This is a genomic window from Actinoplanes sp. NPDC049598 (assembly GCF_040675435.1).
Classification (GTDB): Bacteria; Actinomycetota; Actinomycetes; order Mycobacteriales; family Micromonosporaceae; genus Actinoplanes.
This window is the reverse complement of sequence record NZ_JBFAOX010000024.1, coordinates 1-24214: the sequence shown is the minus strand read 5'-3', so window position 1 is coordinate 24214 and position 24214 is coordinate 1. Positions and strand designations below refer to the sequence as shown.

22 protein-coding genes and 1 pseudogene are annotated in these 24214 nt (G+C 69.8%); 14 read left to right on the top strand and 9 right to left on the bottom strand.

The genetic code is table 11. The features are described 5' to 3' along the window. Positions 1–39: 39 nt before the first annotated feature. Both AB0J66_RS38150 and AB0J66_RS38145 read right to left on the bottom strand, forming a co-directional pair. Complete coding sequence (locus AB0J66_RS38150) at positions 40–1593, bottom strand: GMC family oxidoreductase N-terminal domain-containing protein (protein ID WP_364671771.1); 1554 nt, start codon at positions 1591–1593, stop codon at positions 40–42. Positions 1594–1741: 148 nt separating this feature from the next. Next, entirely contained in the window at positions 1742–2455 is a 714-nt protein-coding gene (locus tag AB0J66_RS38145) for an SDR family oxidoreductase (protein ID WP_364671768.1), read from the bottom strand. A gap of 195 nt (positions 2456–2650) precedes the next feature. On the opposite strand from AB0J66_RS38145, the gene AB0J66_RS38140 reads away from it, so the two are divergent. The 3 genes from AB0J66_RS38140 to AB0J66_RS38130 all read left to right on the top strand — a co-directional run bounded on the left by AB0J66_RS38140 (position 2651) and on the right by AB0J66_RS38130 (position 4959). After that, positions 2651–3856: a cytochrome P450 gene (locus AB0J66_RS38140; protein WP_364671765.1), complete on the top strand. Its 1206-nt coding sequence runs from the start codon at positions 2651–2653 to the stop codon at positions 3854–3856. Positions 3857–4022: 166 nt separating this feature from the next. Further along, on the top strand, positions 4023–4535 hold the full coding sequence (locus tag AB0J66_RS38135; protein ID WP_364671762.1) for a hypothetical protein: 513 nt from the start codon (positions 4023–4025) through the stop codon (positions 4533–4535). A 205-nt stretch (positions 4536–4740) separates the two neighbouring features. Beyond that, positions 4741–4959, top strand: a complete 219-nt coding sequence (locus AB0J66_RS38130; RefSeq protein WP_364671759.1) for a hypothetical protein — start codon at positions 4741–4743, stop codon at positions 4957–4959. A 939-nt stretch (positions 4960–5898) separates the two neighbouring features. Here AB0J66_RS38130 and AB0J66_RS38125 read toward each other — a convergent pair. After that, complete coding sequence (locus tag AB0J66_RS38125) at positions 5899–8121, bottom strand: helix-turn-helix domain-containing protein (RefSeq protein WP_364671756.1); 2223 nt, start codon at positions 8119–8121, stop codon at positions 5899–5901. Positions 8122–8207: 86 nt separating this feature from the next. Here AB0J66_RS38125 and AB0J66_RS38120 point away from each other — a divergent pair, with 86 nt between their 5' ends. The 3 genes from AB0J66_RS38120 to AB0J66_RS38110 all read left to right on the top strand — a co-directional run bounded on the left by AB0J66_RS38120 (position 8208) and on the right by AB0J66_RS38110 (position 12444). Beyond that, positions 8208–8948, top strand: coding sequence for an SDR family NAD(P)-dependent oxidoreductase (locus AB0J66_RS38120; protein ID WP_364671753.1), 741 nt, complete (start codon positions 8208–8210; stop codon positions 8946–8948). A 152-nt stretch (positions 8949–9100) separates the two neighbouring features. Then, positions 9101–12151 carry a glycoside hydrolase family 9 protein gene (locus AB0J66_RS38115; protein ID WP_364671750.1) on the top strand — a complete coding sequence of 1017 codons (3051 nt, stop codon included), beginning with the start codon at positions 9101–9103 and terminating at the stop codon, positions 12149–12151. Positions 12152–12240: 89 nt separating this feature from the next. Then, entirely contained in the window at positions 12241–12444 is a 204-nt protein-coding gene (locus tag AB0J66_RS38110; protein WP_364671747.1) for a hypothetical protein, read from the top strand. On the opposite strand, the gene AB0J66_RS38105 is transcribed toward AB0J66_RS38110, so the two are convergent. From AB0J66_RS38105 to AB0J66_RS38095, 3 genes are read right to left on the bottom strand one after another with little or no spacing between them, the layout of a single operon-like run. After that, a complete protein-coding gene (locus AB0J66_RS38105; protein ID WP_364671744.1) occupies positions 12431–13693 on the bottom strand; it encodes an EAL domain-containing protein in 1263 nt (420 codons plus the stop codon). The two genes, AB0J66_RS38110 and AB0J66_RS38105, sit on opposite strands and share 14 nt — an antisense overlap. 36 nt (positions 13694–13729) lie before the next feature. Next, the gene (locus AB0J66_RS38100; protein WP_364671742.1) at positions 13730–13909 is read right to left on the bottom strand and encodes a hypothetical protein; all 180 of its coding nucleotides are present in this window, start codon (positions 13907–13909) and stop codon (positions 13730–13732) included. Continuing rightward, positions 13906–14157 carry a hypothetical protein gene (locus AB0J66_RS38095; protein ID WP_364671739.1) on the bottom strand — a complete coding sequence of 84 codons (252 nt, stop codon included), beginning with the start codon at positions 14155–14157 and terminating at the stop codon, positions 13906–13908. Before AB0J66_RS38095 ends, AB0J66_RS38100 begins: the two co-directional genes overlap by 4 nt. A 33-nt stretch (positions 14158–14190) precedes the next feature. Between AB0J66_RS38095 and AB0J66_RS38090 the strand changes: the two are divergent. Continuing rightward, a pseudogene (locus tag AB0J66_RS38090) lies at positions 14191–14452 on the top strand (helix-turn-helix domain-containing protein); the annotation flags it as partial. Positions 14453–14780: 328 nt separating this feature from the next. Here the strand turns inward: AB0J66_RS38090 and AB0J66_RS38085 are convergent. The 3 genes from AB0J66_RS38085 to AB0J66_RS38075 form a co-directional block, all read right to left on the bottom strand. Beyond that, positions 14781–15182, bottom strand: coding sequence for a hypothetical protein (locus AB0J66_RS38085; RefSeq protein WP_364671736.1), 402 nt, complete (start codon positions 15180–15182; stop codon positions 14781–14783). A 250-nt stretch (positions 15183–15432) separates the two neighbouring features. Further along, positions 15433–15651 (bottom strand): alkaline phosphatase D family protein, encoded by a 219-nt coding sequence (locus tag AB0J66_RS38080; RefSeq protein ID WP_364671734.1) that lies wholly within the window; start codon positions 15649–15651, stop codon positions 15433–15435. 146 nt (positions 15652–15797) lie between these two features. Then, positions 15798–16130 (bottom strand): helix-turn-helix domain-containing protein, encoded by a 333-nt coding sequence (locus AB0J66_RS38075; RefSeq protein ID WP_364671731.1) that lies wholly within the window; start codon positions 16128–16130, stop codon positions 15798–15800. 59 nt (positions 16131–16189) lie between these two features. Here AB0J66_RS38075 and AB0J66_RS38070 point away from each other — a divergent pair, with 59 nt between their 5' ends. The 7 genes from AB0J66_RS38070 (at position 16190) to AB0J66_RS38040 (ending at position 24089) form a co-directional block, all read left to right on the top strand. Further along, entirely contained in the window at positions 16190–17644 is a 1455-nt protein-coding gene (locus AB0J66_RS38070) for an MFS transporter (protein WP_364671728.1), read from the top strand. Positions 17645–17694: 50 nt separating this feature from the next. After that, complete coding sequence (locus AB0J66_RS38065) at positions 17695–18393, top strand: AAA family ATPase (RefSeq protein ID WP_364671725.1); 699 nt, start codon at positions 17695–17697, stop codon at positions 18391–18393. Between the two features lie 26 nt (positions 18394–18419). Then, positions 18420–18869: an ester cyclase gene (locus AB0J66_RS38060; RefSeq protein WP_364671722.1), complete on the top strand. Its 450-nt coding sequence runs from the start codon at positions 18420–18422 to the stop codon at positions 18867–18869. A 1-nt stretch (position 18870) separates the two neighbouring features. Then, positions 18871–19731, top strand: a complete 861-nt coding sequence (locus AB0J66_RS38055; RefSeq protein ID WP_364671719.1) for an FAD binding domain-containing protein — start codon at positions 18871–18873, stop codon at positions 19729–19731. Continuing rightward, the gene (locus tag AB0J66_RS38050) at positions 19721–20206 is read left to right on the top strand and encodes a (2Fe-2S)-binding protein (RefSeq protein ID WP_364671716.1); all 486 of its coding nucleotides are present in this window, start codon (positions 19721–19723) and stop codon (positions 20204–20206) included. Before AB0J66_RS38055 ends, AB0J66_RS38050 begins: the two co-directional genes overlap by 11 nt. Further along, complete coding sequence (locus AB0J66_RS38045) at positions 20203–22500, top strand: xanthine dehydrogenase family protein molybdopterin-binding subunit (RefSeq protein ID WP_364671713.1); 2298 nt, start codon at positions 20203–20205, stop codon at positions 22498–22500. Before AB0J66_RS38050 ends, AB0J66_RS38045 begins: the two co-directional genes overlap by 4 nt. 152 nt (positions 22501–22652) lie before the next feature. Next, the gene (locus AB0J66_RS38040) at positions 22653–24089 is read left to right on the top strand and encodes an MFS transporter (protein ID WP_364671710.1); all 1437 of its coding nucleotides are present in this window, start codon (positions 22653–22655) and stop codon (positions 24087–24089) included. Positions 24090–24214: the final 125 nt, after the last annotated feature.

The window sequence follows — 24214 nt, the reverse complement described above, 5'->3', positions numbered from 1 at the left end:
GTAGTTACTCCCGTGGATCACGCCACTCATGTATCCGTGCTATGGATGTAGCGTCGGACCGGAGATGAATTCAGCGACTCGCTCACCGATCATGATCGATGGCGCATTGATGTTTCCGGTCGGCACTATGGGAATGATCGATGCATCGGCGACCCGAAGTCCGGCGACACCGTGCACGCGTAATTCCGGATCGACCACCGACAGCGCGTCGCGACCCATTTTGCAGGTGCCGGACTGGTGATGATATGTGACGACGGTCTCGCGTACGTAGCGGCGCAGGTCGTCCCGGCTCATCGCCGTAGGCCCGGGATACCTTTCGACTGCTCCCCATTCTTTCAGCGGCGTAGCGGCTCCGATCCGCCGGCAGAGTTCCACCGCCGAAACGAGGCTTTCCACATCGGCCTCGCAGGCCAGCACATTGGGGTCGATCTCGAGCTCATCCTCCGGTGACGGCCCGGTGAGCCGGATCGCGCCGCGGCTTTGAGGGCGGATCATACCTGCCATCAGCGTGAAGCCGTTGGCCGGTCCGGTCATGTTCTCGTCGTAAAGCGGCAGTGCGAAGTGAATGGGTTGCATGTCGGGCACAGGCAGGCCAGGACGCGATCTCCAGAAGAGATGAGTCTGGGAGGCCGAGAGCCCGCGGGACGGAGGTCCGATCTCGCGTTCAGCGCTGAAGATCACTGACGACAGAAGATGGTCCTGCAGATTCTCTCCGACGCCCGGCAGATCGGCGACGACGTTGATTCCCTGGTCGCGTAGATGCTCCGCCGGCCCTATACCTGAGAGCATCAGGAGTTGCGGCGACCCGATCGCACCGCCGGACACGACGACCTCGGTGGCGAAAGCGCTTTCCAGCCGCCCGTCTCGTATCCATTCAACGCCGATGCACCGGCCGCGCTCGAGCAGAAGCCGCCGCGCTCGTGCGTGCAGGACGACCCGAAGGTTAGGGTGCGCGGAGATAGGGTGAAGATATGCGGCCGCGACGCTGTTGCGCACCCCATCGGCGATGCTGTACTGGATGGCTGAGATGCCGTCCTGGGTCTCGCCGTTGTAATCGGGATTGAACGAGATCCCGCATTCCTGGGCGGCGGCGACAATGGCCTTGTGTATCGGGTCGAGATCGTAGGAGGAATGGATGGTGACGATGCCGCCGTCCTGTGGGGTGCGCCGTTCGATGCGTTCGAAGACCGGTTTCACGTCGTTCCAGGACCAGCCGTCCGCGCCGAGGTAGGCCCATGTGTCGTAGTCGGCGGGGGCGCCACGCACCCAGATCATCCCGTTCAAGGCGCTCGAGCCGCCGAGCACTCGCCCGCGCGGCCAGAACAAGCGGCGCCCGGCCGCATGGCGTTGCCGCACGGTGTGGTACGCCCAGTCCTCTGGCGAGTTCCACAGCTCGAAGAGTCGACCCGGATCGTGAATTGCCGGGTTGACGTCCGCCGCCCCCGCCTCCAGTAGCAAGACTTTGACGCCGCGATCGATGAGGCGCCGGGTCGCGGCAGCACCGGCTGATCCGCCGCCGACAACGATCACCTCGGGAGTGAAGCCCTCGATCTCGTCGTTGATGACGGTGTACCCGCTGTATGGCTTGTCCACGGAACTCCTTACTCTTCAGACGGCCGTTGAGGGCCTTCACTCGACGCGCGATCCGCTGACCGGCGGGTATGGAGATCACCAGCCATGTCAGGGGACACGCCGGTTTCACCAGCAGGTTCACGGAGGTGATGCGTGACACCAAAGCCGGCTACGTGAGGGGTTCGCCGCCATCGATTCGGAGCGTTACTCCGGTGAGGAAGCTGTTGGTCATAGCGAACAGCACAGCGTCGGCGATGTCCTCGACCGTTCCGATTCGCCGTGCCGGATTATGGGTGCGTAGGAATGTGAAATAGGTGGCCTTGCCCGCTTCGCCAAGATTGTCCCAGATGCCTGTGTCGACCACTCCAGGCGAGATGGCGTTGACGCGGATCGGGGCGAGCTCCAGGGCGAGGGAACGTGTCAAGAAGTCGGCGGCGCCGTTGGTCAATGCGACGCCGAGATAACCGATAGCCGGCTTGAACGCCGCGACCCCGGAGAAAAGCGTCAGGGATCCGTTCGGGCTGATCGAGGGCCCGAGAATGCTGGCGAGCATGAGCGGACCTACAACCTTGGTGTCCAAAGACCTAAGGATTGCGGTTCGGGTCAGTTCGGAAAGCTTCCCTCGGGCCCGCGCCGACGCCGTGGTGACGAGATGATCGATCTGACCGACGCGTGCGCCGAAGTCCCTGATCGACTGGTCGTCGGTGATGTCGAGGGTCTCGGCGCGGACGGAGTCTCCAAGCGCCGCGCGGATGGCTTCGGCATCCCGGCCGGCGGCAACGACGTTTCCGCCCGCCGCCACGGCCCGATCGATAACCGTCGCCGCGATGCCACTAGGACGTCCGATGACTACCACGGTCTTGCCGTCGAGGGTGTAGGTCATCTCTTGCTCCCTTCGAAACGTCGTTCGACGACTACATGTCATCCGCTGATGAGGTTCTTCGCTTCCGTAAATACCCAGGCCATGACCCCGGTTGAAGGTGAACCAGCGGTATTAGTGCGTCTGATGAGTAAATTCGATGGAATCTATCAACTATTCGCATGTGCATTCTTGATTAAAGCCGACTAACGTCAAGTCGTGAATTCTGCGGAACTGGTGCTCGACCCGACAGCACAACGGCGCGGGCAGGAAGAGGCCGTACTCCATGCGGTGGCCGGCCCGGTGCTGGTCGACATCCTCGGCGAGTTGGCGTGGGCGGTCGGTGATCCCGATCTTCTCAGGCAACTGCTGTCCGATCCGCGCGTCTCCAAGGACCCACGGCAGCACTGGCCGAGGTTCATCGAGGGACACATCGATGGGAAGTGGCCGCTTTACCTGCAGGTATCGGTGGACAACATGTTCACTGCATACGGGCAAGCACATCGTCGCCTGCGGCGCCTGGTATCACCGGTGTTCGCCGCAGGGCGGCTGGACGCTCTGCTCCCGTCGATCAAGCAGAACACCGACGAACTGCTCGAAGAGCTGGCCGCCAGCCCCGATACCCCCGTCGACCTGCGACGGTCCTACGCGGTGCAGCTGCCGGTACGGGTGATGAGCGACCTCCTCGGCATCCCGGTCGACATGCGGGCGCCGTTCAAGCAAACGATCGACCGTATCTGGAACACGACGTCCTCCAGCGAAGACGCGATGGCCGCCACCCAGGACGTCTACGCCATGCTCAGGCGACTCATCGACATCAAACGAGCCGCCCCAAGTGAAGACCTGACCTCTGGACTCGTACAGACACCCGAACTCACCGACCGAGAGCTGATCGACACGCTGCTGTTGATAGTCGCGGCGGGGTACGAAACCACCGTCAACCTGATCGACAACGCGATCACCGCTCTGCTTGCCGAATCCGACCAATTGGGACACGTCCACGAGGGCCGGGCCACGTGGAGTGACGTGGTCGAAGAAACCATGCGGTTCGCGGCGCCGGTCAGCCACATGCCTATGCGATATGCCGTCTCCGACATCGAACTGCCCGGGGGCACGATCATCCGGCAAGGCGACGCGATCCTGCCGTCGTTCGGGGCCGCCTCCAACCACCCGCGACACCAGCCAGAGGGAACCGCGGGGGTCTTCGACGTGACCCGGGCCGATAAATCACACGTCGCCCTCGGCCACGGTGTGCACTTCTGCCTCGGAGCGCCGCTGGCTCGCGCCGAAGGCGCGACCGCGTTGGCCGGGCTCTTCGGGCGCTTTCCGCGGATGCGGTTGGCTCAGCCGGCCTCCGAACTTGAGCCTGTTCCGAGCATCCTCGGCAATGGCCACCTCGAACTTCCGGTCCACCTGCAAGGCTGACTCGTGGACTTCCCACCCGCCGGACCGGAGTTGACCACCCAAGATGGATCCGGTGAACTCCGCCGTATGCACGGCGAGGTCAGCGGCGAGGCGCTGGAGTTGAACGCAATCGCGCGTCAGAGTAGAGGCCAGCTAGATCACACCGGCTGGTGACGATGATCCAGCCGTGCCCTGGTGTGCGCCGCTGCTCGCCCGCAACACGCCTGCAAACTTCGGTGGTCGGACCGCTACCACCGCGCCGTCGCTTGCGGCAGTTCCCGCTGTCATCGCTCAGCGCCTACGAGACTGCGACCGCGCCCACACCCGGCTTCTCGGCGTAGGCGGTCACATCGACGTCACCGCACCGTGGGCCGGTGACAGGCACACACTGGGCGTGAAAGCCGGCGAACACGAAGGAGCAGACCAGCCCGCTCAACGCATTACAGCCGACCCTTCTTTCCTGCGCGAAGACGACCCGGTCGATTCGGTCACCTTGCTGTCGGCCACCGGGATCGGCGCCGATCTGCACGCGGCGCTGACCCGGCGCGGCCACCCCGTCCGTGTGTACGAGGCGTCGACCGAACTGATTGCCGAGCCGGAGTTCGTGATCACGGGGGCGGTCACTGGATCGTTCACGGCGGCCTCCATCACGTGCACGAGCTGGCCGTCACCCATGAGCTGGTCCGCGCATATGAACTGACCCGCGCTCATGCGGACGCCTTCGCGTACGCGCCACCGCCTGGTCGGGCGAGCGCAGCCCGGACCTCACTCGATGACCGGGCCGGCACCCTAAGACTGTTGAGCGCAGCGCTGCGCGGTCTCTCTGCAGCCCGCGGGGTCCTCGACCTCGTGTCAGGTGCACGAAGACTTCATGATTGCGCCGGGCCGCGCCCGATCTGGTTGCCATGGCCATCCAGACCTCGGGTCGCGGCGACTACCGGCAGCACGACACCGAACGCACCGTACAAGCCGGCGAGCTCATGCTTGTCGACCTGACCGCCCCCTACGACTACCGCTGGAGCGCACGGGCGGATGTTTCGCCGTCCAGGTCGAGCGCAGTCGCCTCGGCTTGCCGGCCGCCAGCATCCGACGTGCGGCACAGCACCTCGGCCGCGACCCGGTGACCTACCGGATGCTGCGCGACCACCTCACCCAGCTACGCCGCGACGTCGCCGGCATCGACGCCCTTCCCGGCCCAGCCCGGCGGCGTTGGTCGGCACCGCCACCGCCGACCTGGTCCGCGCACTGATCATGACCGCGGCCGACGAACCCGTAATGTCCCGGACCACCGGCTGGCCCGCATCCGCCACTGAATCATCCAGCATCTCGGCGAGCCGACCCCGCACAGATCGCCGCAGCGCACGACATATCGGTGCGCACCCTCAACAACCTATGGCAACACCCCGCCCTCAGCCTCACTCAGTGGATTATGAAAGTGCGACTCGAGGCGGCTCGGCGAGAGCTCTCCGTCGCGGGATCGCAGCCGATCGGCACCATTTCGTGGCGGCTCGTGCGCACGGCCGCCGATAGCGTCACCCGTCACGGCCGTGGTCGGCGCACCCTTCCCGCTGGCATCGCTGACCGCATCCAGGCCTGCCGTTAGCTGCCCGCTGCGGCGAGTTCCAGGGGCGGACACGCGCGGCCTGGACGCTGCCTGGGCCGCGGATTTGGCACCTGGGCCGGGCCCCGGAGTCCGCCGACAGTCTCGAGGTCATCCTCGACGACAACGCGCCCCAGTCGCGGGTCGGCATGTTCGCCTCCTTCGGCGCCCCCGACGCCGAAGTCCACTGAAAGTGGACGGATCCTCGATGCTGATAGTGCGTGAACCCAGGCACGGCGACCCGATAGTGCTGCTGCCCGGCGCCGCCGGCCCGGACAGCATGAACTCCCTGATCGGCCACCTCCAGCAGGGAACCGCCCATGCCGCACACGACCCAGCGGATCTTCAGGCTGCCGCGAGAAGCTCGAGCGCATCTCATGAAGGGTGGGTGGGACGCGGTCACCGTCGGCGAGGTCGAACGGCGGTCCACAGTCAGCCGCAGCACCCTGAGGTTCGGTCAGGGTCAGCCGAGTGCCGCCAACCGCTCGCGGTAGACCGCCGCGCGTTCGTTGCCGCCGCTCTTCTCGGCCAGGTCGATGGCGAGGCGCAGGTTCGTCCTGGCCTCGTCCGTGCGCCCGGCGCCGATCTGGGCGCGTGCCACGTCGTGGATGACCGAGTCGTACATGCCGGCTCCCATCTCCTGCGACTGCCGGGCGACGTCTTGGAGCAGTTCGATCGCTTCGCCGTAGCGTTCGAGCATGGTCAGGATCCGCCCGCGGGCCCGGTTGCTGTCGAGTCGCAGGATCGCGGCGATGTTCGGGTTCGGCAGCTCGGCGTTGTCGATGATCGCCAGGGCCCGGTCGACCCGCGTGAGGGCTTCCTGCGGGCGGCCCAGGGAGACCTGGGCGAAGGCCGCCTGGTTGAGGGAGGTGCAGGCACCGGACGCGTCGCCGTAAGCGAGGAACAGGGTGGCCGCGCGGTCGGCCGCCGCCGACGCGTCTTCCCAGCGGCCCCGGTTGCCTTCGGCGCCGGACAGGTAGAACTGCGACCAGGCGTGCTGGACACGGTCGCCGGCCGTCTCGGCCATCGCGCCGGCCTCCCGCGCCAGATCAGCCGCCCGTTCCGGCTGCTCGTCCAGGCTGTACGCCACCCAGGACAGATAGTTGATCTGGGTCGCCTCCATCGCCCGGTCACCGAGGGCGGACGCCGCCCGCCGGCCCCGCTCGAAGACCTCGCCCCAGTGGCCCCAGAAGGGCCAGCGGTCGGAGAACCAGTGCATCGCCTCGGCCGTTTCCAGCACCTCGCGATGGCGGCCGGTCCGCTCGGCGAGGGCCATCGCGCCGAGCCAGTTGCCGGACTCGGCTCGCAGCCACGTCTCGGCCTCGGCGGTGCTGCCGAAGCGGATGCCGGTGAGGGTCCGGGCGGCGGCCACGGCGTCCGCTTCGGTGGCCGATTCGGCGAAGAAGCCACCGGCTTTGCGGGCGACGTCCAGCAGCCAGGTCACCATCGTGGCGGTCAGCTCGTCGAGGTCGTCCTCCTCGGCGGTCAGCTGCCGGCCGCCGAAGAGCCGGACCAGGTCGTGGAAGCCGTAGCGCAACGTCGCCGAGAAACGCAGGAGGCCGAGGTCCGACAGCTCGTCCAGGGCGTCCTCGGTGTCGTCCGCGGGCAGCCCGGCGAGCGTGGTGGCCAGTTCCAGGCCCGCGTCGGCGCCGGGCACCAGCGTGAGCCGCCGGAACACCCGGGCCGCGGCGGGACCGAGCTGCCGGTAGGAGAGCTGGAAGGCGGCGGCCACCCCCTGATCGTCCGGGCTCAGATGGGCGAGGCGGGCCCGCTCGTCGGCGAGACGATCAGCCCACTCCCGCAGGTTTCCGCCCGAGGCCCGGTTACCGGCGATGCGCAGGGCGAGCGGCAGACGCCCGCAGAGCTCGGTCACCGCACGTACGCTGTCGCGGTCCGTCTCGTCACCGAGGATGACGTCGAGCATGGTGATCGCTTCTTGCGTGTCGAAAGCGTCCAGGTGGATGCGGTGCACCGCTTCGAGACCGGCCAGCGGGCGGCGGGCGGTGACCAGGGTGACCGAGCCACCGACCCGCGGCAGAAGCGGCCGCACCTGCTGTTCGCCGGCGGCATTGTCGAGCACGATCAGGGCGCGCTTGCCGGCCAGGGTGGTGCGTAACAGCTCGGCCCGGGCCTCGGCGTTCGCCGGCATCCCGTGCCGGGGCACACCTAGGCCGGTGAGCAACCCGGCCAGCACTTGTCCGCTGCCGGCCGGCTGCGCGTCCATCCCGCGCAGGTCGGCGAAGTGCACGCCGTCGGGGAACAGGTCGCCGAACCGGCCGGTGGCCTCGATCGCGAGGGTCGTCTTGCCGGTTCCGGCTGGTCCGGCTATCACCACGACGACCGCGTCGGTGCGGGCGGCGTACTGCGCGAGGGCGGCCATCTCGGCGTCGCGGCCGGTGAAGTCGTCCGCTCCGGCCGGCAGGCTTCCCGCGGCCGGCCCGGCGTCTCCCTGGACCGCGGCGGTCAGCTGATGGCGGGCCGCCTCGTCCAGCCGTAAGGCGTCGGCCAGGGCCACAACGGTGCGGTTCTGCGGGCGGCGGCTGCGGCCGCGCTCCATGTCCCCGATGCCGCGGACGCTGACCCCGGACGCGGCGGCGAGCTCGGCCAGGCTGAGCCCGGCGGCATGCCGGTGACGGCGGAGAAGACTGCCGAACGAGGTGTTCGGGACGTGGCCGGTCGAGCTCATCGGATCTCCGTTCGCCGAGGCGTCCTTCGGCGCAAGCTGGGTATTGCAGAGCCTGACAAGATCATTACATCAGCCGGGAGAGCCTCATGCCTCATGCCACCACCCGCTCCCTGGACGGCACCGTCGTCGCGATCACCGGCGCCAGCGCCGGCATCGGTGCGGCCTCCGCCTACTCGCTGGTCGAGGCGGGCGCGCGGGTCGCCGTGTCGGCTCGCCGCGAGGATCGTCTCGCCAAGATCATCAGTGATCTCGGCGAGGACAAGGTCGTGCCCGTCGTCGGCGACGTCCGTGACCCCGCTCTGAGCGACGCCCTGGTCAAGGCGGCCGTCGACAAGTGGGGCCGGCTCGACACGATGGTCGCCAACGCGGGCATCGGCGCCTACGGCGGCATCCTCGACCTCGATGACGACACCCTGACCGAAATGGTGCAGACCAACTACCTGGGCACAATCTGGAACGTACGGTCGGCCGTCAAGCAGTTCCGGTCGCAGGACGGTGGCGGTGACATCATCATCGTCTCCTCGGTGGCGGGATTCCGCGGCGGCGCCGACGAGGCCGTCTACGCCGGCACCAAGCACGCCCAAGTGGGGCTGGCCGGCTCCCTCGACCGCGAGTTGCGGGCCGAAGGCACCCGCGTCACGCTGATCTGCCCGGCCGGTACGGCCACCGAGTTCGCCATCGGCGCGGGCCGCACCGAAGGCTCCCCTGACCTGGACGCCTACCTGCGTCCCGAGGACGTCGCCCACACGATCCGTGTCGTGCTCGAGCAGCCTCGTTCGGTGCGTACGACGGTGTGGCAGCTCTGGAGCACCGAGCAGCAGAGCTGAACCGCGGGGGACACCTGCACGAGATGACAGCCGGCCGGGGCGCAGCCCCGGCCGGCTCGATCCGCCTTCTGATTGACTCGGCGTAATTCATTGTTAACAATGAATGTCTGGGAGCGCTCCCATTCCCCCGCAGAGTCCTGGAAGGACCCTTCGTGACTCCACTCCTGCGTAGGCGGGTCACCGTCCTCGTCTCGGCCGCCGCGGCGGCCACGCTGGCGCTGACGTCCCTGACGATTCAACCGGCGTCGGCCGAACCGGCGCAGCACATCACCAACGGCGACTTCACCACCGGGACGACCGGCTGGTGGTCCACCGACAACGCACCGCTGTCCGCCACCGGCGGGCAACTCTGCGCCGAGGTTCCCGGCGGCACCACCAACCCCTGGGACGTCAGCCTCGGCTACAACGGCGTTCCTCTCGCGGACGGCGACGCCTACCAGCTCAGCTTCCGCGCCCACAGCAGCACGCCGGTCACCGTCCGGGCGAACGTGCAGCTCAACGAGGCGCCGTACACCACGGCGCTGTCCCAGGCGGTCGCGCTGACCACCCAGACACAGACCTTCGAGTACGCCTTCACCTCCGCCCTGGACTCGGCCGACGGCACGCTGACGTTCCAGCTCGGCGGCAGCCCCGAGGCGTTCGAGTTCTGCCTCGACGACGTCTCGCTGACCAGCGACGCCACCGCCCCGCCGGCCGGCCCCGAGCAGCTGGAGAACGGCGACTTCGCCGACGGCACCGCGGGCTGGTACTCCTACGGCACCACGGCCACCGGGGTCGACGACGGGCAGCTGTGCGCCACCGTGCCGTCCGGGCTGGCCAACCCCTGGGACGCCGGCATCGGGCAGAACAACGTCGCTTTGAAGGCCGGGTCGTCGTACACGCTGTCGTTCGACGCCACGGCCACGCCCGGCGCCACCGTACGGGCGGCCGTCCAGCTCGGCGCCGACCCGTACACGTCGTACTTCAGCCGCGATGTCGCCCTGACCTCCACCCGGCAGCACTTGGAGTACACGTTCACCGCTTCCGAGGACACCGCCGCGGGTCAGGTGGCCTTCCAGGTCGGCGGCGCCGCCGGGGAATACCGGCTGTGCCTGGACAACGTCTCGTTGATCGGCGGCGAGGAGGAACCGCCGTACGTGCCCGAGACCGGGCCGCGGGTCCGGGTCAACCAGGTCGGCTATCTGCCGGACGGGCCGAAGAAGGCGACGCTGGTCACCGAGGCCACCGAGGCCCTGGACTGGCGGCTCGAGAACGCCGCCGGCAAGGTGGTCACGTCGGGCCGGAGCACGCCCCGCGGCACCGACGCCGCCTCGGGCCAGAACGTGCACACCATCGACTTCTCCGCCTACACCACCGCGGGAACCGGCTACACGCTCGTCGCCGACGGGCAGACCAGCCATCCGTTCGACATCGCCGCCACCGTCTACCAGCAGCTGCGCTCGGACGCCCTGCAGTTCTTCTACATCCAGCGCAGCGGCATCGCGATCGACGGCAACCTGGTCGGCGAGCAGTACGCCCGGCCGGCCGGTCACCTCGGCGTGGCCCCGAACAAGGGCGACACCAGCGTGCCCTGCCGGGCCGGCTCCTGCGACTACCGGCTGGACGTGCGCGGCGGCTGGTACGACGCGGGTGACCAGGGCAAGTACGTGGTCAACGGCGGTATCGCCGTACAGCAGCTGATGAGCAGTTTCGAACGCACCAAGACCGCCGTCACCGCCGCGCACGGCGCCGGCCTGGCCGACAGCACCCTGCGGGTGCCCGAGCGGGGCAACAAGGTTCCCGACATCCTCGACGAGGCCCGCTGGGAGCTCGAGTTCCTGATGCGCATGCAGGTGCCGGCCGGCCAGCCGCTGGCCGGGATGGCCCACCACAAGATGCACGACGCCAACTGGACCGGCCTTCCGATGCAGCCCCAGGACGACCCCGAGCAGCGCGAGCTGCAGCCACCGTCGACGGCGGCCACGCTGAACCTGGCGGCCACGGCGGCCCAGTGCGCGCGGCTGTTCGCGCCGTACGACGCGGCGTTCTCGGCCAAGTGCCTCACCGCGGCCCGTACCGCGTACGCCGCGGCCAAGGCCAACCCGGCGAAGATCGCGCAGGACCTGGGTGGCGGCGGTGGCAGCTACGGCGACGACGACGTCTCCGACGAGTTCTACTGGGCCGCGGCCGAGCTGTACCTGACCACCGGCGAGGCGGCGTTCCTGACCGACGTGACCGCGTCCCGGCACCACACCGGCGACGTCTTCGCGGCCACCGGCTTCGGCTGGGCCAACACCGCGGCGCTGGGCCGGCTCGACCTGGCCACGGTGCCGAGCGCGCTCCCGGCGGCCGACCGGCAGCGGGTCCGCCAGTCGGTGGTGACCGCCGCCGACAACTATCTGGCGACCCTCAACGCTCAGGCCTACGGACTGCCGATGCCCGGCAACGCGGGCAGCTACTTCTGGGGCGCCAACAGCAACATCCTCAACAACGTCCAGGTGCTGGCGACCGCGTTCGACATGACCAGCGCGGCGAAATACCGCGACGGAGCGCTGCAGGGCGTCGACTACATCTTCGGCCGCAACGCGCTGAACCAGTCGTACGTCACGGGCTGGGGTGAGAAGGCGTCGCAGAACCAGCACACCCGGATCTACGCCCACCAGAAGGACGCCACGCTGCCCCACCCACCGGCCGGATCACTGGCCGGCGGCGCCAACGCCGGACTGGACGACCCGTACGCCAAGGCCCTGCTCACCGGCTGCAAGCCGATGTTCTGCTACGTCGACGACATCGAGTCGTACGCGACCAACGAGGTGGCCATCAACTGGAATTCCGCCCTGGCCTGGGTGGCGTCCTTCCTGGCCGACCAGGGCCGGAGTCAGCCGGCCGCGGCGGTGTCGTGCCGGGCGAGCTACAGCAACTACGGCGACTGGGCGGACAAGAGCGGGTTCACCGCGCAACTGGCCATCACCAACACCGGCACCACGGCCATCGACGGCTGGACCGCGCGTTTCGCCTTCCTCGGCGGCCAGCGCCTGCGCGAGGCCTGGTCGGCCGAGGCGGCGCAGTCCGGCGCCACGGTGACGGCCGGCAACACCACCACGAACCGGCGCCTCCAGCCCGGAGCAACGGTGTACTTCGGCTTCAACGCCACCACACCGGGCGGCCCGAACCCGTCACCGGAGCTGATCACGCTCAACGGAGCGGCCTGCGGCCTGACCTGACCTGACGGTGTCGCCCGGCCGGCAGCCAGCCGGCCGGGCGGCAACATGGGAGAAGACCCGCGTTGTCGGTCGTGCATAGACTGCTGCGCATGGTGACGACACCACCGACCGATGAGAGCAGCCTGTCGCCACCGGACCGGGACCTGCCGTCCGCGTCGCCGCAGGTGATCGTCCCGCCGTTCGTCTATGTGCCCGGTGCGCCACAGCAGGCCGGCGACACCGAGTTGAGCGTGGACCTTCGGCAGACCCGCGAGGGGCAGATTGCGATCGCTCGGGCGATCACGGTGTGGTGAGACGTCCGATCATGGAGTGCGCGGCGGCGGTGACCAGGCTTCGGTCGTAGCTGACCACGAACTCGAACTGCCGGTCGGGGTCTGGTCCGATGTCGCCGAGATCGCGCGCCATCAACGCGGCTGCGGTGTGCGCGCCCAGGACCACGACGGTCCATTCGCTGGCCAGTGGGTCCTGGATGGACAACGCGCCGCCGCGGACGCCCGGTGCGGGCTGGGCGGGCATGTCCACTCCGAGCGCGGCCACGAACGGTAGCTGGGCGGCGAGTTCAGTGAACCGGCGGGTGGTTGACGGACGGAAGAACTGGGCGTGTTCGAACGCGGCGAACAACACCGGCGGCACGGCGGCCTGCGAGGCCATCAGTTCCAGCGTCTTCGACAACGGCACCAGCAGATGTTTGGGGGCGTGCCGGATCTGCCGTCCGGCACCGATCAACTCGTATGGTGTCGCCTTGAGAGCTGCGCCGATCGGCTTTGCGGCGAAGCGTTCCGGCCGGAACGTCGACGGAGTGAACTGGCGCTCGCCGCGGCTCCACAGCCAGCCTTGCCCCAACGTGGCACCCAGCACCAGCGCCCGGGTGAGATCCTCCGGCGTTTCGATGCCTTCGGCGACCACCTCGGCACCGGCCTGTTCGGCGTAGGCGCGCACCGCACCCGCCACGGTGACGGTGGCGGGATCCTTGACCGTGCGCAGCAGCTTCAGGTCAAGCTTGACCACCTCCGGCCGCAGCAACGGGATGAACGCCAACGACTCCGGATACACACCCACATCGTCCAAGGCGATCGCGCATCCCGCGGCGCGGAGCCGTTCGGCCGCGGTCAGCACGGCCGCCAGGTCCTCGGCCAGAGCCCGCTCGGTGATTTCCACAACCACCTGAACATGCTGGGCGCGGCCGGCCAGCGCCTGCAGGACGACGTCGAGGCGCTGTGTCAACGTGGAGGGCTCGACGTTGACGAAAAGCGTCACCGGCCGCCCCGACGAAAACGATGCGGCATCGGCGAGTGAGGCCTGCAACGACGCCTGTTCGAGCTCGGCCAGCCGGCCCGTCGCTCGGGCGGCGTCCAGCAGCGCCATCGGCGACTGCAAGGTGGTGTTCACCGGTCCGCGCAGCAACGCTTCGAAGGCCAGCACCGTGCCGCTGTCGACATCGACGAACGGCTGATACACGCAGTGCAACTCGCCGCGTAGTACGTCGTCCAACCCGATCGCGGATCGGTTTGCCGCCTGGTCTTGTGTGTGCACGGCACCCATGATTCCTGCTTCGGCATCTGGGCCGCTGATCTGAGTTCAGTAGCGGAAACGCGAGACCAGAGTATGCAGGTCGGCGGACATGCGAGCTAGTTCGGTGGTGGCCTGCTGGGCTTGGGCGACGCCTTCGGTGGTGTGCTGCGCGGCTTGTGCGACGGTAGCGACGTTCAGGGCGATCTGCTCGGCGGTGCGTGCGGTGTCGGCGACGCTGCGGTTCATCTCGGCGCTGGTGGCCGTCTGTTCTTCGACGCGTACGCTGTCTGCCACCCGTTGAGATCAGCCGCAGTGAACTTCGCATCCTTCACCAGGGCGACAAATGTCTCGGCGCGTTCCATCTGGGCTGCCGCCTGCTCTTGCCGGGACGACGTCGCTAACGCCACCACCATCACCACCAGCAAAAGCAGCACCACCACAGCAAACGCCGCCGCCAGCCGCCAGCCCAACCGAAAACGGGTTAGAACGGTCACATCCTGTCAATCGGCCAGAGCTGTCCCCACCTTCTCGGAGAGCGCACTGTTCACTTCAGCCAGTTGCGCAACGAGGTCGAGGGCATCAGCCACAAGATGCTCACCCCAGAATCTGCGCAGGCTGGAACGCAACGGCCTCGCCGTGCGAGAGGTGCACCCGACGGTGCCGCTGCGCGTCGAGTACACCCTCACCGAGCCGGGGCGGGCCCTACGCGTGACAGTCGATCTGATCTGTGACTGGACCCACCAGTACTTCAGCAGCATCGAGTCCGCCGGCCGCCGCTTCGAAACCTGAGTGCTGCTCGTACCCGGCCCGTACCTGCCAGCCCTAGGGTGGCGGGGACAGGGAAGCGAAGGCCGGGTGCACGGTTTCTTCCACTACTCCCAGTAGCAACTTCCGAGCCGCAACGATTAGACCGCCGGCGCCTGTCGCGGGCCCGTCCGCGGCCGGGATGTGGCGGTTCGCCGTCGACAGGCCGGGAGAGTGCGCCAAGCTTGCCGCACAAGCCGCGTGCGGCGGTTTTCGTGCGGCTGCGGCTTGATGACAGCGGCTGTTGAATGCCGCCGTTCGGAAAGTTCGGCATGATGCCGAGTTCGCGGAGCTGATGGTGCGGGCCCGCCGGTTAGGGTCGCGCCCGTACGGGGTGACGTTCCACGCCGGATCGCGGTGCGAGGACTGGGTGTGGTGAGCGTGGTGGCCGTGACCCCGTACGGATCGCGCCTGGTGGTGCGGTTGCTCGCTTAGGCGGAGTTGGTGGCGCCGAGACCGAGCAGATCTGATCGAACCGGTTGCCGTCGGTGTAGGCGACCGGCACTTCGCCCCAGGGGGAGACGGCCACCACGAACTTGTCCTGCCGCCCGGTCGTCGTGTTGGTGAAGGTTTGCGCGCCGAGGCGGCCGGTGAAGCTGCCGTCCGGGTTGAGCCCGCGCAGCCAGCCGTCGATGCCGCTCACCGTCCAGCCGATTACCGCCTGCGCCTGATCGTCGAGCCCGACCGCCGGGGCGGCTGCGCCCGTCGTGGTCAAGACGTGCACCTCGGCGTGTCGGCCGGTGCCGAGCGTTCTGGTCGCCGGTGGCGACGCTGTTGGCGGCGGTGAAGGTGACCGGCGTCGCGGCGGGGGCGACCGCGACGAGGGCTGAGATGATGGCGGGCATCCGTAGCTCCTGAAGCAGTTCGAGGCCGGGAACGCCGTCCTGGATGACGAAACGAGCGCAGGGCGGCCACGGCCGCGCCTTACTCGGTGACCACGGGAATCGAGCGGAAGTCGGCCTTCACTAGGCCGGGCTGATCGTGGTGAGCTCGTATCCGCGGCGGTTGGAGTAGAACTTGAGGTGCGGGTTCGTCGCGGCATTCGGGATCGTGGTGGTCGCCGAGCCGTTCCCGCCCGACGCGATCGAAGTGCAGACGAGTTCCGTACCGATGGTCGCGGAGTTCGGGTTGGCGTAGTCAGTTTTCAGGTCGTGGGCCCACGCCGCGTGTACGTCGCCGGTCAACACGAGCGGGTCGCGTCATGTGCAAGGTGACTTCGTAGCGGACGGCGAATTCGTGGGAGCGGGTGGCGGCAGCGCCGAGCGGTTCGCCGCGCGCCCGATCGAGGTAACCGGCGGCGGCGGAGGTGCTGTGCGGTGTTTGCTTGCGCTCAGTCCTCCGCCGGGACGGAGACCGCCTCGATCAGGCCGGGGAAGCGTGCGGACAGGTCGTCGCGCCGCAAGGTGATGAACCGGCGGACGCCGATGACCCGGGTGTGGGTCAAGCCCGCCTCGCGCAGCACCTTCAAGTGGTGGGACAGCGTCGACTTCGAGATCGTGATGTCGGTGTCCTTGAGGACGTCGCCGCAGCGGATCTCGCCCGGTGTGCGGGCCAGGATCCGCACATATGTGAGCCGGATCGGGTCGGCCAGCGCACCGAGAACCGTCGCCAGGTCGAGATCGGCCCGGTCGGGGGCGCCGTCCACCTCCAGCGAATCAACCATCTCTTCATAGTAGTCGTGGCAACTTGCTCCGGTACGACGGGTCCCATAATGTTCGACGCATGACGAACACTTCGACGAGTAGCGGACAGTCGCCAGCTCTCGCGGAGGCGGTCCCGTTCCCGCGCCGATGGTGGATGCTCCCGGTCGTCCTGGCCGCCATGTTCATGGCCCAGTTCGACCTCTTCGTGGTCAACGTGGCCGCCGAATCGGTCGCTGTCGATCTGCGGGCCGGTCCGGCGATGCTCGTGCTGATCATCGGGGGCTACGCGTTCACCTACGCGAGCGGCCTGATCACCGGCGGGCGGCTGGGCGACATCTTCGGCCACCGCCGGATGTTCCTCGCGGGCGCCGTCGCCTTCACCATCGCGTCCCTGCTCTGCGGGCTCGCCCAGTCCCCGGGCCAGCTGGTCGCGGCCCGGCTGGTCCAGGGCGTCACCGCCGCCGCCATGGTTCCGCAGGTCCTCGCCCTGATCACCGCGGTCTTCCCGCCCGCGGAACGGCCGCGCGCGCTGGGCTGGTTCGGGGTGACGATGGGCGTCGGCGCCGTGGCCGGGCAGGTGCTAGGTGGTGGTCTGCTCGAGCTCGACGTCCTCGGGCTCGGCTGGCGCGTCGCGTTCCTGGTCAACCTGCCGATCGGGCTGGCCGCGGTGCTGGCCGGGGCCTGGCTGCTGCCCCGGCGCGAGACCACCACCCGGCCGAAGCTCGACCCGCTGGGCGCGATCGGTCTCTCGGCCGGCCTGGCCCTGGCGCTGATCCCGCTGGTGCTCGGCCGCGACCGCGGCTGGCCGGCCTGGTGCTGGGTGTGTCTGGTGCTGTCGGTGCCGGTGCTGGTGGCGACGCTGGCCTGGGAGCGCCGGCTCAGCCGCCGCGGCGATCAGCCGCTGCTGGAGCTGGGCCTGTTCGCCGACCGCATCTTCACCCGCGGCCTGCTGGTCAACGTCGGCGCGTTCGCCGCCTTCCACAGCTTCCTGTTCTGCCTGACTCTCGTGTTGCAGGCCGGCATCGGCCTCAGCCCTCTGCAGGCGGGTCTCACCTTCGGCCCGCTCGGCGTCGCCTTCGCGACCGCCTCGATCATCGCCCAGCGGCTGGTACGCCGGTACGGAGCGCTGGTCATCGTGGCCGGCGCGCTCATCGCCGGGGCGGGGCTCGCGGCCCTGTACGCGGTGCTGGCCGCCTCGGGGGAGCAGACGAGCGCGCTGCGCGTCATCGTTCCGGTGGCCGTGGTCGGAGCCGGCAACGGACTGGCTGTCCCCGCGCTCATCGGCGCGGTGCTGGCCGGGGTGCACAGCCGGCACGCCGGCGCCGCCGCGGGCGTGCTGACCACCTCGCAGCAGTTCGCCAGCGCCGTGGGCATCGCCGTGCTCGGCACCGTCTTCTTCGTGGCCCTGGGCGAGGGAGTCTCGGCCGGCGCCTACGCCATCGCCCTGCGCTGGGAGATTGTCTGCTCGCTGGCCCTGTGTCTGCTCACCGCGGTCGTCGCCTACGGCCTGCCGCGGCCGGGACGGCCGGCCTGATCACGGTTCCGCCCGACAACCTCACGACCGTACCGAGAGGACCGAGGTCCATGAAGATTTCCGTTTCCGGCACGTACTCGTCCGGCAAGACCCGGACGGTGATGGCGCTGTCGCACTACACCGGCATCCCCCGCACGCTGGCCCGCACCATCCGGGAGATCCTGCCCGAGGCCGTGCCGGGCAAGCGTCTCGACGAGGTCACCCCGGCCGAGTTCCTCCAGCTCATGGTTCAGCGCCACGCCGGGCGGGTGGCGCACGAGGCGATCCTGGCCGACGGCTTCGTCTCGGACGGCTCCTCGTTGCAGGAGTGGCTCTACGGCGCCGCCCGCGTGGTGCACGGCATGAACCCCAACGCGGCCTTCGATCCGTCCGCACCGCAGCCGGGCGCCGGCGAGATGGCCTTCTTCGAGCAGGTCGTGGCCCGCTTCGGAATAGCCTTCAAGCAGCACGTGAGCTCCACCTACGACGTCTTCGTCCACCTGCGGCACGAGCTGCCGATCCGCGACGACGGGCACCGCCCGATGAACGAGGCGTTCCGCACCACGATCGACCAGATGCTGCTGGCCACGCTCGAGGAGCTGCGCATCCCCTGCCACGTGGTCCGCGGCTCGATCGAGGAGCGCCTCACCGCCATCACCGAGCTGCTGGACCTGCCGCGCGTGCTGCCGGTCGAGGTGGCCGTCGAGCGCGCCAACGCCGAGTACGCCCGGCAGGACCTGCGACTGGAGACCCAGCGCGCCGCCGCCTGACACCCGCACGACGAAAGGGCACCGCCATGCGAATCCCGTCCGGCACCACACCGCAGGCCCGCAAGCAGCGCATCGCCCTGCTGTTCGAAGAGATCATCACCAACAACCGGCTGGAGCTGGCCGACGAGCTGTTCGCCGCCGACTTCTTCTGGCCGCAGTTCGGCCTGCGCGGCCCCGAGGGCGTGCGCACCTGGGTCCGCGCGTTCCGCACCGCCTTCCCCGACATCAGCGACCTCGTCCAGGAGCAGGTGGCCGAGGGAGACACAGTGGTCACCCGGGTCGAGTGCATCGGCACCCAGCTCGGCCCGTTCCGCGGCCTGCCGCCCAGCGGCCGCAAGGCCACGTTCACCGCCATCGGCATCGACCACTTTCAGGGCGAGAAGGTGGTCGAGCGGTCGGCGCACTTCGACATCGTCGACCTGATGCGCCAACTCGGCCACGAGCACCTGGCCGTTCCGGCGGAGAACCGGCCCTGACATGCGGCCCGCGCCTTTCTCGTACGCGCGACCGCCGGATCTCGACACGGCCCTGCGCCTGCTGCAGCCGGGCAGCCGCGTGCTGGCCGGCGGCCAGAGCCTGCTGCCGCAGCTGAACCGCCGGCGGACCGCCCCCGCGACGCTGATCGACGTGTCCGGCCTGGCCGGGCTCCGGTACGTGCGCCGCGACCCGCTCGGTGCGCTGAGCATCGGCGCGCTGGCCCGGCACGCCGACATCGAGCGCCACACCGGCCCGGCGATCGGCTCCGGCTACGGCGTGCTGCGTGAGGCCGCCGCCCTCATCGGGCATCTCCCGGTGCGGGTACGCGGCACCATCGGCGGCAGCCTGGCCCATGGCGACCCCACCGCCGAGTGGGGCCTGGTCGCGGTCGGGCTCGACGCCCAGGTGACACTCCGCTCGGCCGGCGGCACGCGGGTCGTGCCGGCCGTCGAGTTCCTCACCGGCGCCTTCCGGACCGATCTGCGGCCCGGCGAGATGCTGACCGAGGTGCGCTTCCCGCGGCCGGCGCCCGCGGCGGCGGTCGTGGAACACGCGCCGCAGGCCGGGCACTTCCCGGTCGTGGCCGCCTTCGCCGCCGTCGACCTGGCCGCCGACGGCAGCGTGCGGGCGGCCCGGGTGGCCGTCAGCGGGCTGGGCGACCGGCCGCGGCGGCTGGGCGTGGCCGAGCAAGCTCTCGCCGGCGGCGCGCCGGCCGATCGGCTGCCCCCGGACGCCTTCCCGGCGGACGGGGGAGAGGACACCGGCTATCGCCTCGACGTGGCCCGGGCGCTGGTCGCGCGGGCGGTACGAACCGCCATCGAGCGGGCCTGGCCCGCGGAGGGAGACGACGATGCAGCTTGAACCCGCGACCGACATACCCGTACGGCTCAGCGTCAACGGCGAGAAGCGCGAGCTGACGGTGGAGGCCCGCCGGTCCCTGGCCGACGTCCTGCGCCGCGAGCTCGGCCTGACCGGCACGCGCGTCGGCTGCGAGACCGGCGTCTGCGGCACCTGCACGGTGCTGGCCGACGGCGACCCGATCCGGTCCTGTCTCACGCTGGCCGCGTCGGCCGACGGCACGAGCGTCGAGACGGTGGAGTCGCTCGCGGCCGGCGGGCGACTGTCGGCGCTGCAGAAGGCGCTGGCCGACCACTTCGGACTCCAGTGCGGCTTCTGCACCCCGGGCTTCCTCATGCTGGCCACCGCGCTGGTCCGCGCCGGCGGGCCGCCGGACCGGGAGCGGATCCGCGAACACCTCGCCGCGAACCTGTGCCGCTGCACCGGCTACACGCCGATCGTCGACGCGGTCGAATCCGTCCTGCGGGACGCGGCGTGAGCGCGATCGGGCGGGCCGTGCCCCGCCTGGAGGACGAGCGGCTGCTGCTCGGGCGCGGCCGGTTCCTCGACGACCTGGAGCTGCCCGGGCAGACGTGGATGCGGGTGGTGCGCTCGCCGGTCGCCCACGGGCGGATCCGGGCCGTGCACACCGCGCAGGCCGAGGCGATGCCCGGCGTGGTCGCCGTCATCACCGCGGCCGACGTCGCCTCGGCCGGGACCATCCCGGTGCGCCAGCTCGCCCCCGGCCTCGACTTCACCCCCTACCTGCAGGCGCCCCTGGCCGGCCGGTTCGTCCGGTACGTGGGCGACCCGGTGGCGGCGGTGGTGGCCGAGGATCCGTACCTCGCCGAGGACGCCGCGTCCCGGGTCGGTCTGGACATCGAGGAACTGCCCGTCGCGCTCGACGCCCGCGACAGCGCCGGTCTGATCCCGGGAAGTTTCGGCGACGCCCCGGCCCAGGTCGGCACGGTGGAATTCGGCTACGGCGACGTGGACGCCGCCCTCGAGGCGGCGGCCCACGTGGTGGCCGTCGACCTGCGCACCGGGCGGCAGAGCGGCGTGCCGCTGGAGACCCGGGGCCTGCTCGCCGCCGTGGACGAGCGCACCGGGCGGATGACCATCCACGGCGCCACCAAGGTCCCGCACCACAACCGCCGGGTCACGGCCCGGATGCTCGGGCTGGCCGAGCACCGGATCCACATGCCGGAGACCGACGCCGGGGGCAGCTTCGGCATCCGCGGCGAGTTCTATCCCGAGGACCTGCTCGTGCCGTACCTCGCGCTGCGCACCGGGCGACCGGTGAAATGGGTCGAGGACCGCGCCGAGCACATGGTCGCGGCCAACCACGCGCGGGAGCAGATCCACCGGATCGAGCTGGCCTTCGACGGCGGGTACCGGCTCACCGGCCTGCGGGGTGAGGCCTGGCTGGACACCGGGGGCTACATCCGGACGCACGGAGCAGTCGTGGCCGTGCTGACCGGTGCGATGCTCGGCGGGCCGTACCGCCTGCCCGCCTTCCGGTCCCGGGTGCACATCGTGACCACCAACAAGACCCCGGTCGGCACGTACCGCGCGCCCGGCCGGTTCCAGAACAACTTCGTCCGCGAGCACGCCCTGGACGTGGCCGCCGGCCGGCTCGGGATCGACCCGGTCGAGCTACGCCGTCGCAATCTGATGGGCGCGCAGGAACTGCCGCACCGCCGGCCGATGCAGATCTTCGGTGCTCCGATGCTGCTGGACGGGGCCGACCACCGAGGGCACTTCGTCAAGGGCCACGACCGGGTCGGGTACGCCGCCTGGCGCGAGGAGGCCGAGCAGGCCCGCGCGGCCGGCGAGCTGGTCGGCTGCGGATGCGCGGCGATCCTGGAGAAGGCCGGTCTCGGCCACGACAGCGCGGTGATCCAGGTGGACGCGGCCGGCGCGATCCGGGTCGCCATGGGCGGCGCCAACGTGGGGCAGGGCATCGAGACCGTGATGGCGCAGATCGCCGCGCACGAGTTCGACGTCGACCCGGGCGCCGTCACCGTCGTGTTGTCGGACACCGACATCCTGCCCGACGGCGGCGGCTCGTACGCGAGCCGCTCGACCGTCGTCGGCGGCTCCGCGGTCAAGATGGCGGCCGACCAGGTGATCGCCCGGGCCCGGCGGGTGGCGGGCCGGATGCTCGAGGTCCCACCCGGTCGGCTACTCGTGCGGCAGGGCGGCTTCGAGGACCCGGACCGGCCGGACGCTCGCGTCTCGCTCGGCCAGGTCGCCGCCGAGTGCTACTCGCCGCGGGAGGCGCGCACGGGGGAGGAGACCGGGCTCATCGGCCGCGGCACGTTCGTCGCGGACACCATGACGTATCCGTACGGGGCGCATTTCGCCCAGGTCCGGGTCGACCCGGGCACCGGCCGGGTCACCACCCTGCGGTACGCGGTCACGTACGAGATCGGCCGCGCGGTCCATCCCGAGCTGGTCCGCGGCCAGCTGCGGGGCGGCACGGTGCAGGGCATCGGCGGGGCCCTGCTCGAGGAGTTCCGGTACGACGAGTCCGGCTGCCCGCGGGACGTGACATTCGGGGAGTACCTGATCCCCAGGGCCACGGACGTGCCCGACGTGCGGGTCGAGCTCTTCGAGGACGCGCCGGCCCCGGGCAACCCGCTCGGCGTACGCGGCGCGGGCGAGGGTGGCAACGCCGGCGCCGGGGCTGCCATCGCGAATGCCGTACGCGACGCCATCGGGCTGGCCGGTGACGTCGGCGAGCTTCCGCTCACGCCGTCCCGCGTTCTCCGGCTGCTCCGAAACTCTTAAAAATTAGAAATGTTCTGACTCGAAATGTTTACAGTGGATCTGCTTGATCTGGCGTCGTTCGCGCCTTTAGGATTTGCTTCGAGCTAGCAATATCCGAGTTTCACATTTTCGGTGCGGGTGCACCGAGCGACCCGGAAGGGACACGGCACGTCATGACATCGACCCAACCCGTGCGGCACCCCACGCTGGTCCTCATGTCACTGGCCCTGGCCCAGCTGATCATCGCCCTGGACTACAGCATCGTGTTCGTCGCGCTGCCGGAGATCGGATCCAGCGTCGGATTCTCCGACCAGGAGCTGCAGTGGGTCATCGGCGCCTACGCGGTCACCTTCGGCGGCTTCCTGCTCCTCGGCGGGCGCCTGTCCGACCTGCTGGGCCGCCGCAAGCTCTTCATGACCGGCCTGGTGCTCTACGCCGTCGCCTCGCTGATCGGCGGGCTCGCCGAGTCGCCCGCGCTGCTGGTCCTGGCCCGCGCGGTGCAGGGCTGCGGCGGCGCCGTGCTGGCGCCGGCCACCCTGTCGCTGATCACCACGGCGTTCGCCGAGGGTAAGGAGCGCAACCGCGCCCTGGGCGTCTGGGGCGCCACCGGCAGCAGCGGCATGGTGCTCGGGTCGCTGCTCGGCGGCGTGCTCACCCAGGCCTTCGGCTGGGAGGCGGTCTTCTACGTCAACGTGCCCCTGGCCGTCGGCGTCGGCCTGCTCGCCCTGTACGCGGTCCCGGCCGACCACGGCACCGAGCGGCGCGGCGGCCTCGACTTCCCCGGTGGCTTCACCGTCACCGCGGGCGCGCTGCTGCTGGTCTTCGGTCTGGTCAACGGCCCCAAGGCCGGCTGGACCGACCCGCTGTCGCTGGCCGCTTTCGCGGGCGCGGTGCTGTTCCTCGGCGCCTTCGTGCTCATCGAGAGCCGCACCGGCGACCCGCTCGTGCCGCTGCGCGTCTTCAAGAACCGCAGCCTGCGCTACGGCACCCTGATCACCTTCATGTTCATGGCGACCTTCGGGGCCAGCGCCTACTTCATCACGCTGGCGCTGCAGACCGTCCGCGGCTGGGACGCGCTGAGCACCGGCCTCGCGTTCATCCTGCCGTGCGGGCTGATCCTCATCGGTTCGCTGATCGGCGGGAAGCTGTCGACCTCGATCGGCGTGCGGTCGACCCTGCTGATCGGCCTGATCATCGGCGCCGCCGGCACCGCGTTGTTCGCCATGTTCCTCGGCGACGGCGACACGTTCCTGCAGATGACGCCCGGCATCGTGGTGTTCAGCCTGGCCCAGGGCGTGGTGTGGACGGCCATGTTCGCCGCCGCCACCTCCGGCGTGGAGAACGAGCTGCAGGGCCTGGCCTCCGGCCTGGCTCAGAGCGGCCAGCAGGTCGGCGCCGCCGTCGGCCTGTCGGTGCTGGTGGCCGTGGCCGCCGCGGTCTCCGGGGCCGAGCCGTCCCCGGCCGAGATGTCCGGCGGGCTGCAGGCCGCGACCTACGTCTCGGCCGCGCTCATCGCGATCACCGCCCTGTTCGCACTGGCCCTGCCGAAGCGTGTGACCGCCTCGGCCAAGCCGGAGGACATGCTCGAAGTGCCCATCGTGGCCGGCTGAGCGACGCGATCGCCGATCGGCGGACCCGGCCCCGGTCGTTGGCCATGAGCGGGCGGCGGCCCAGAATCGCGTCGGCCGGACCGGCGTCGAGTTTGTGGGTTCGCAGATGGCGCGGTTTCAGGGGC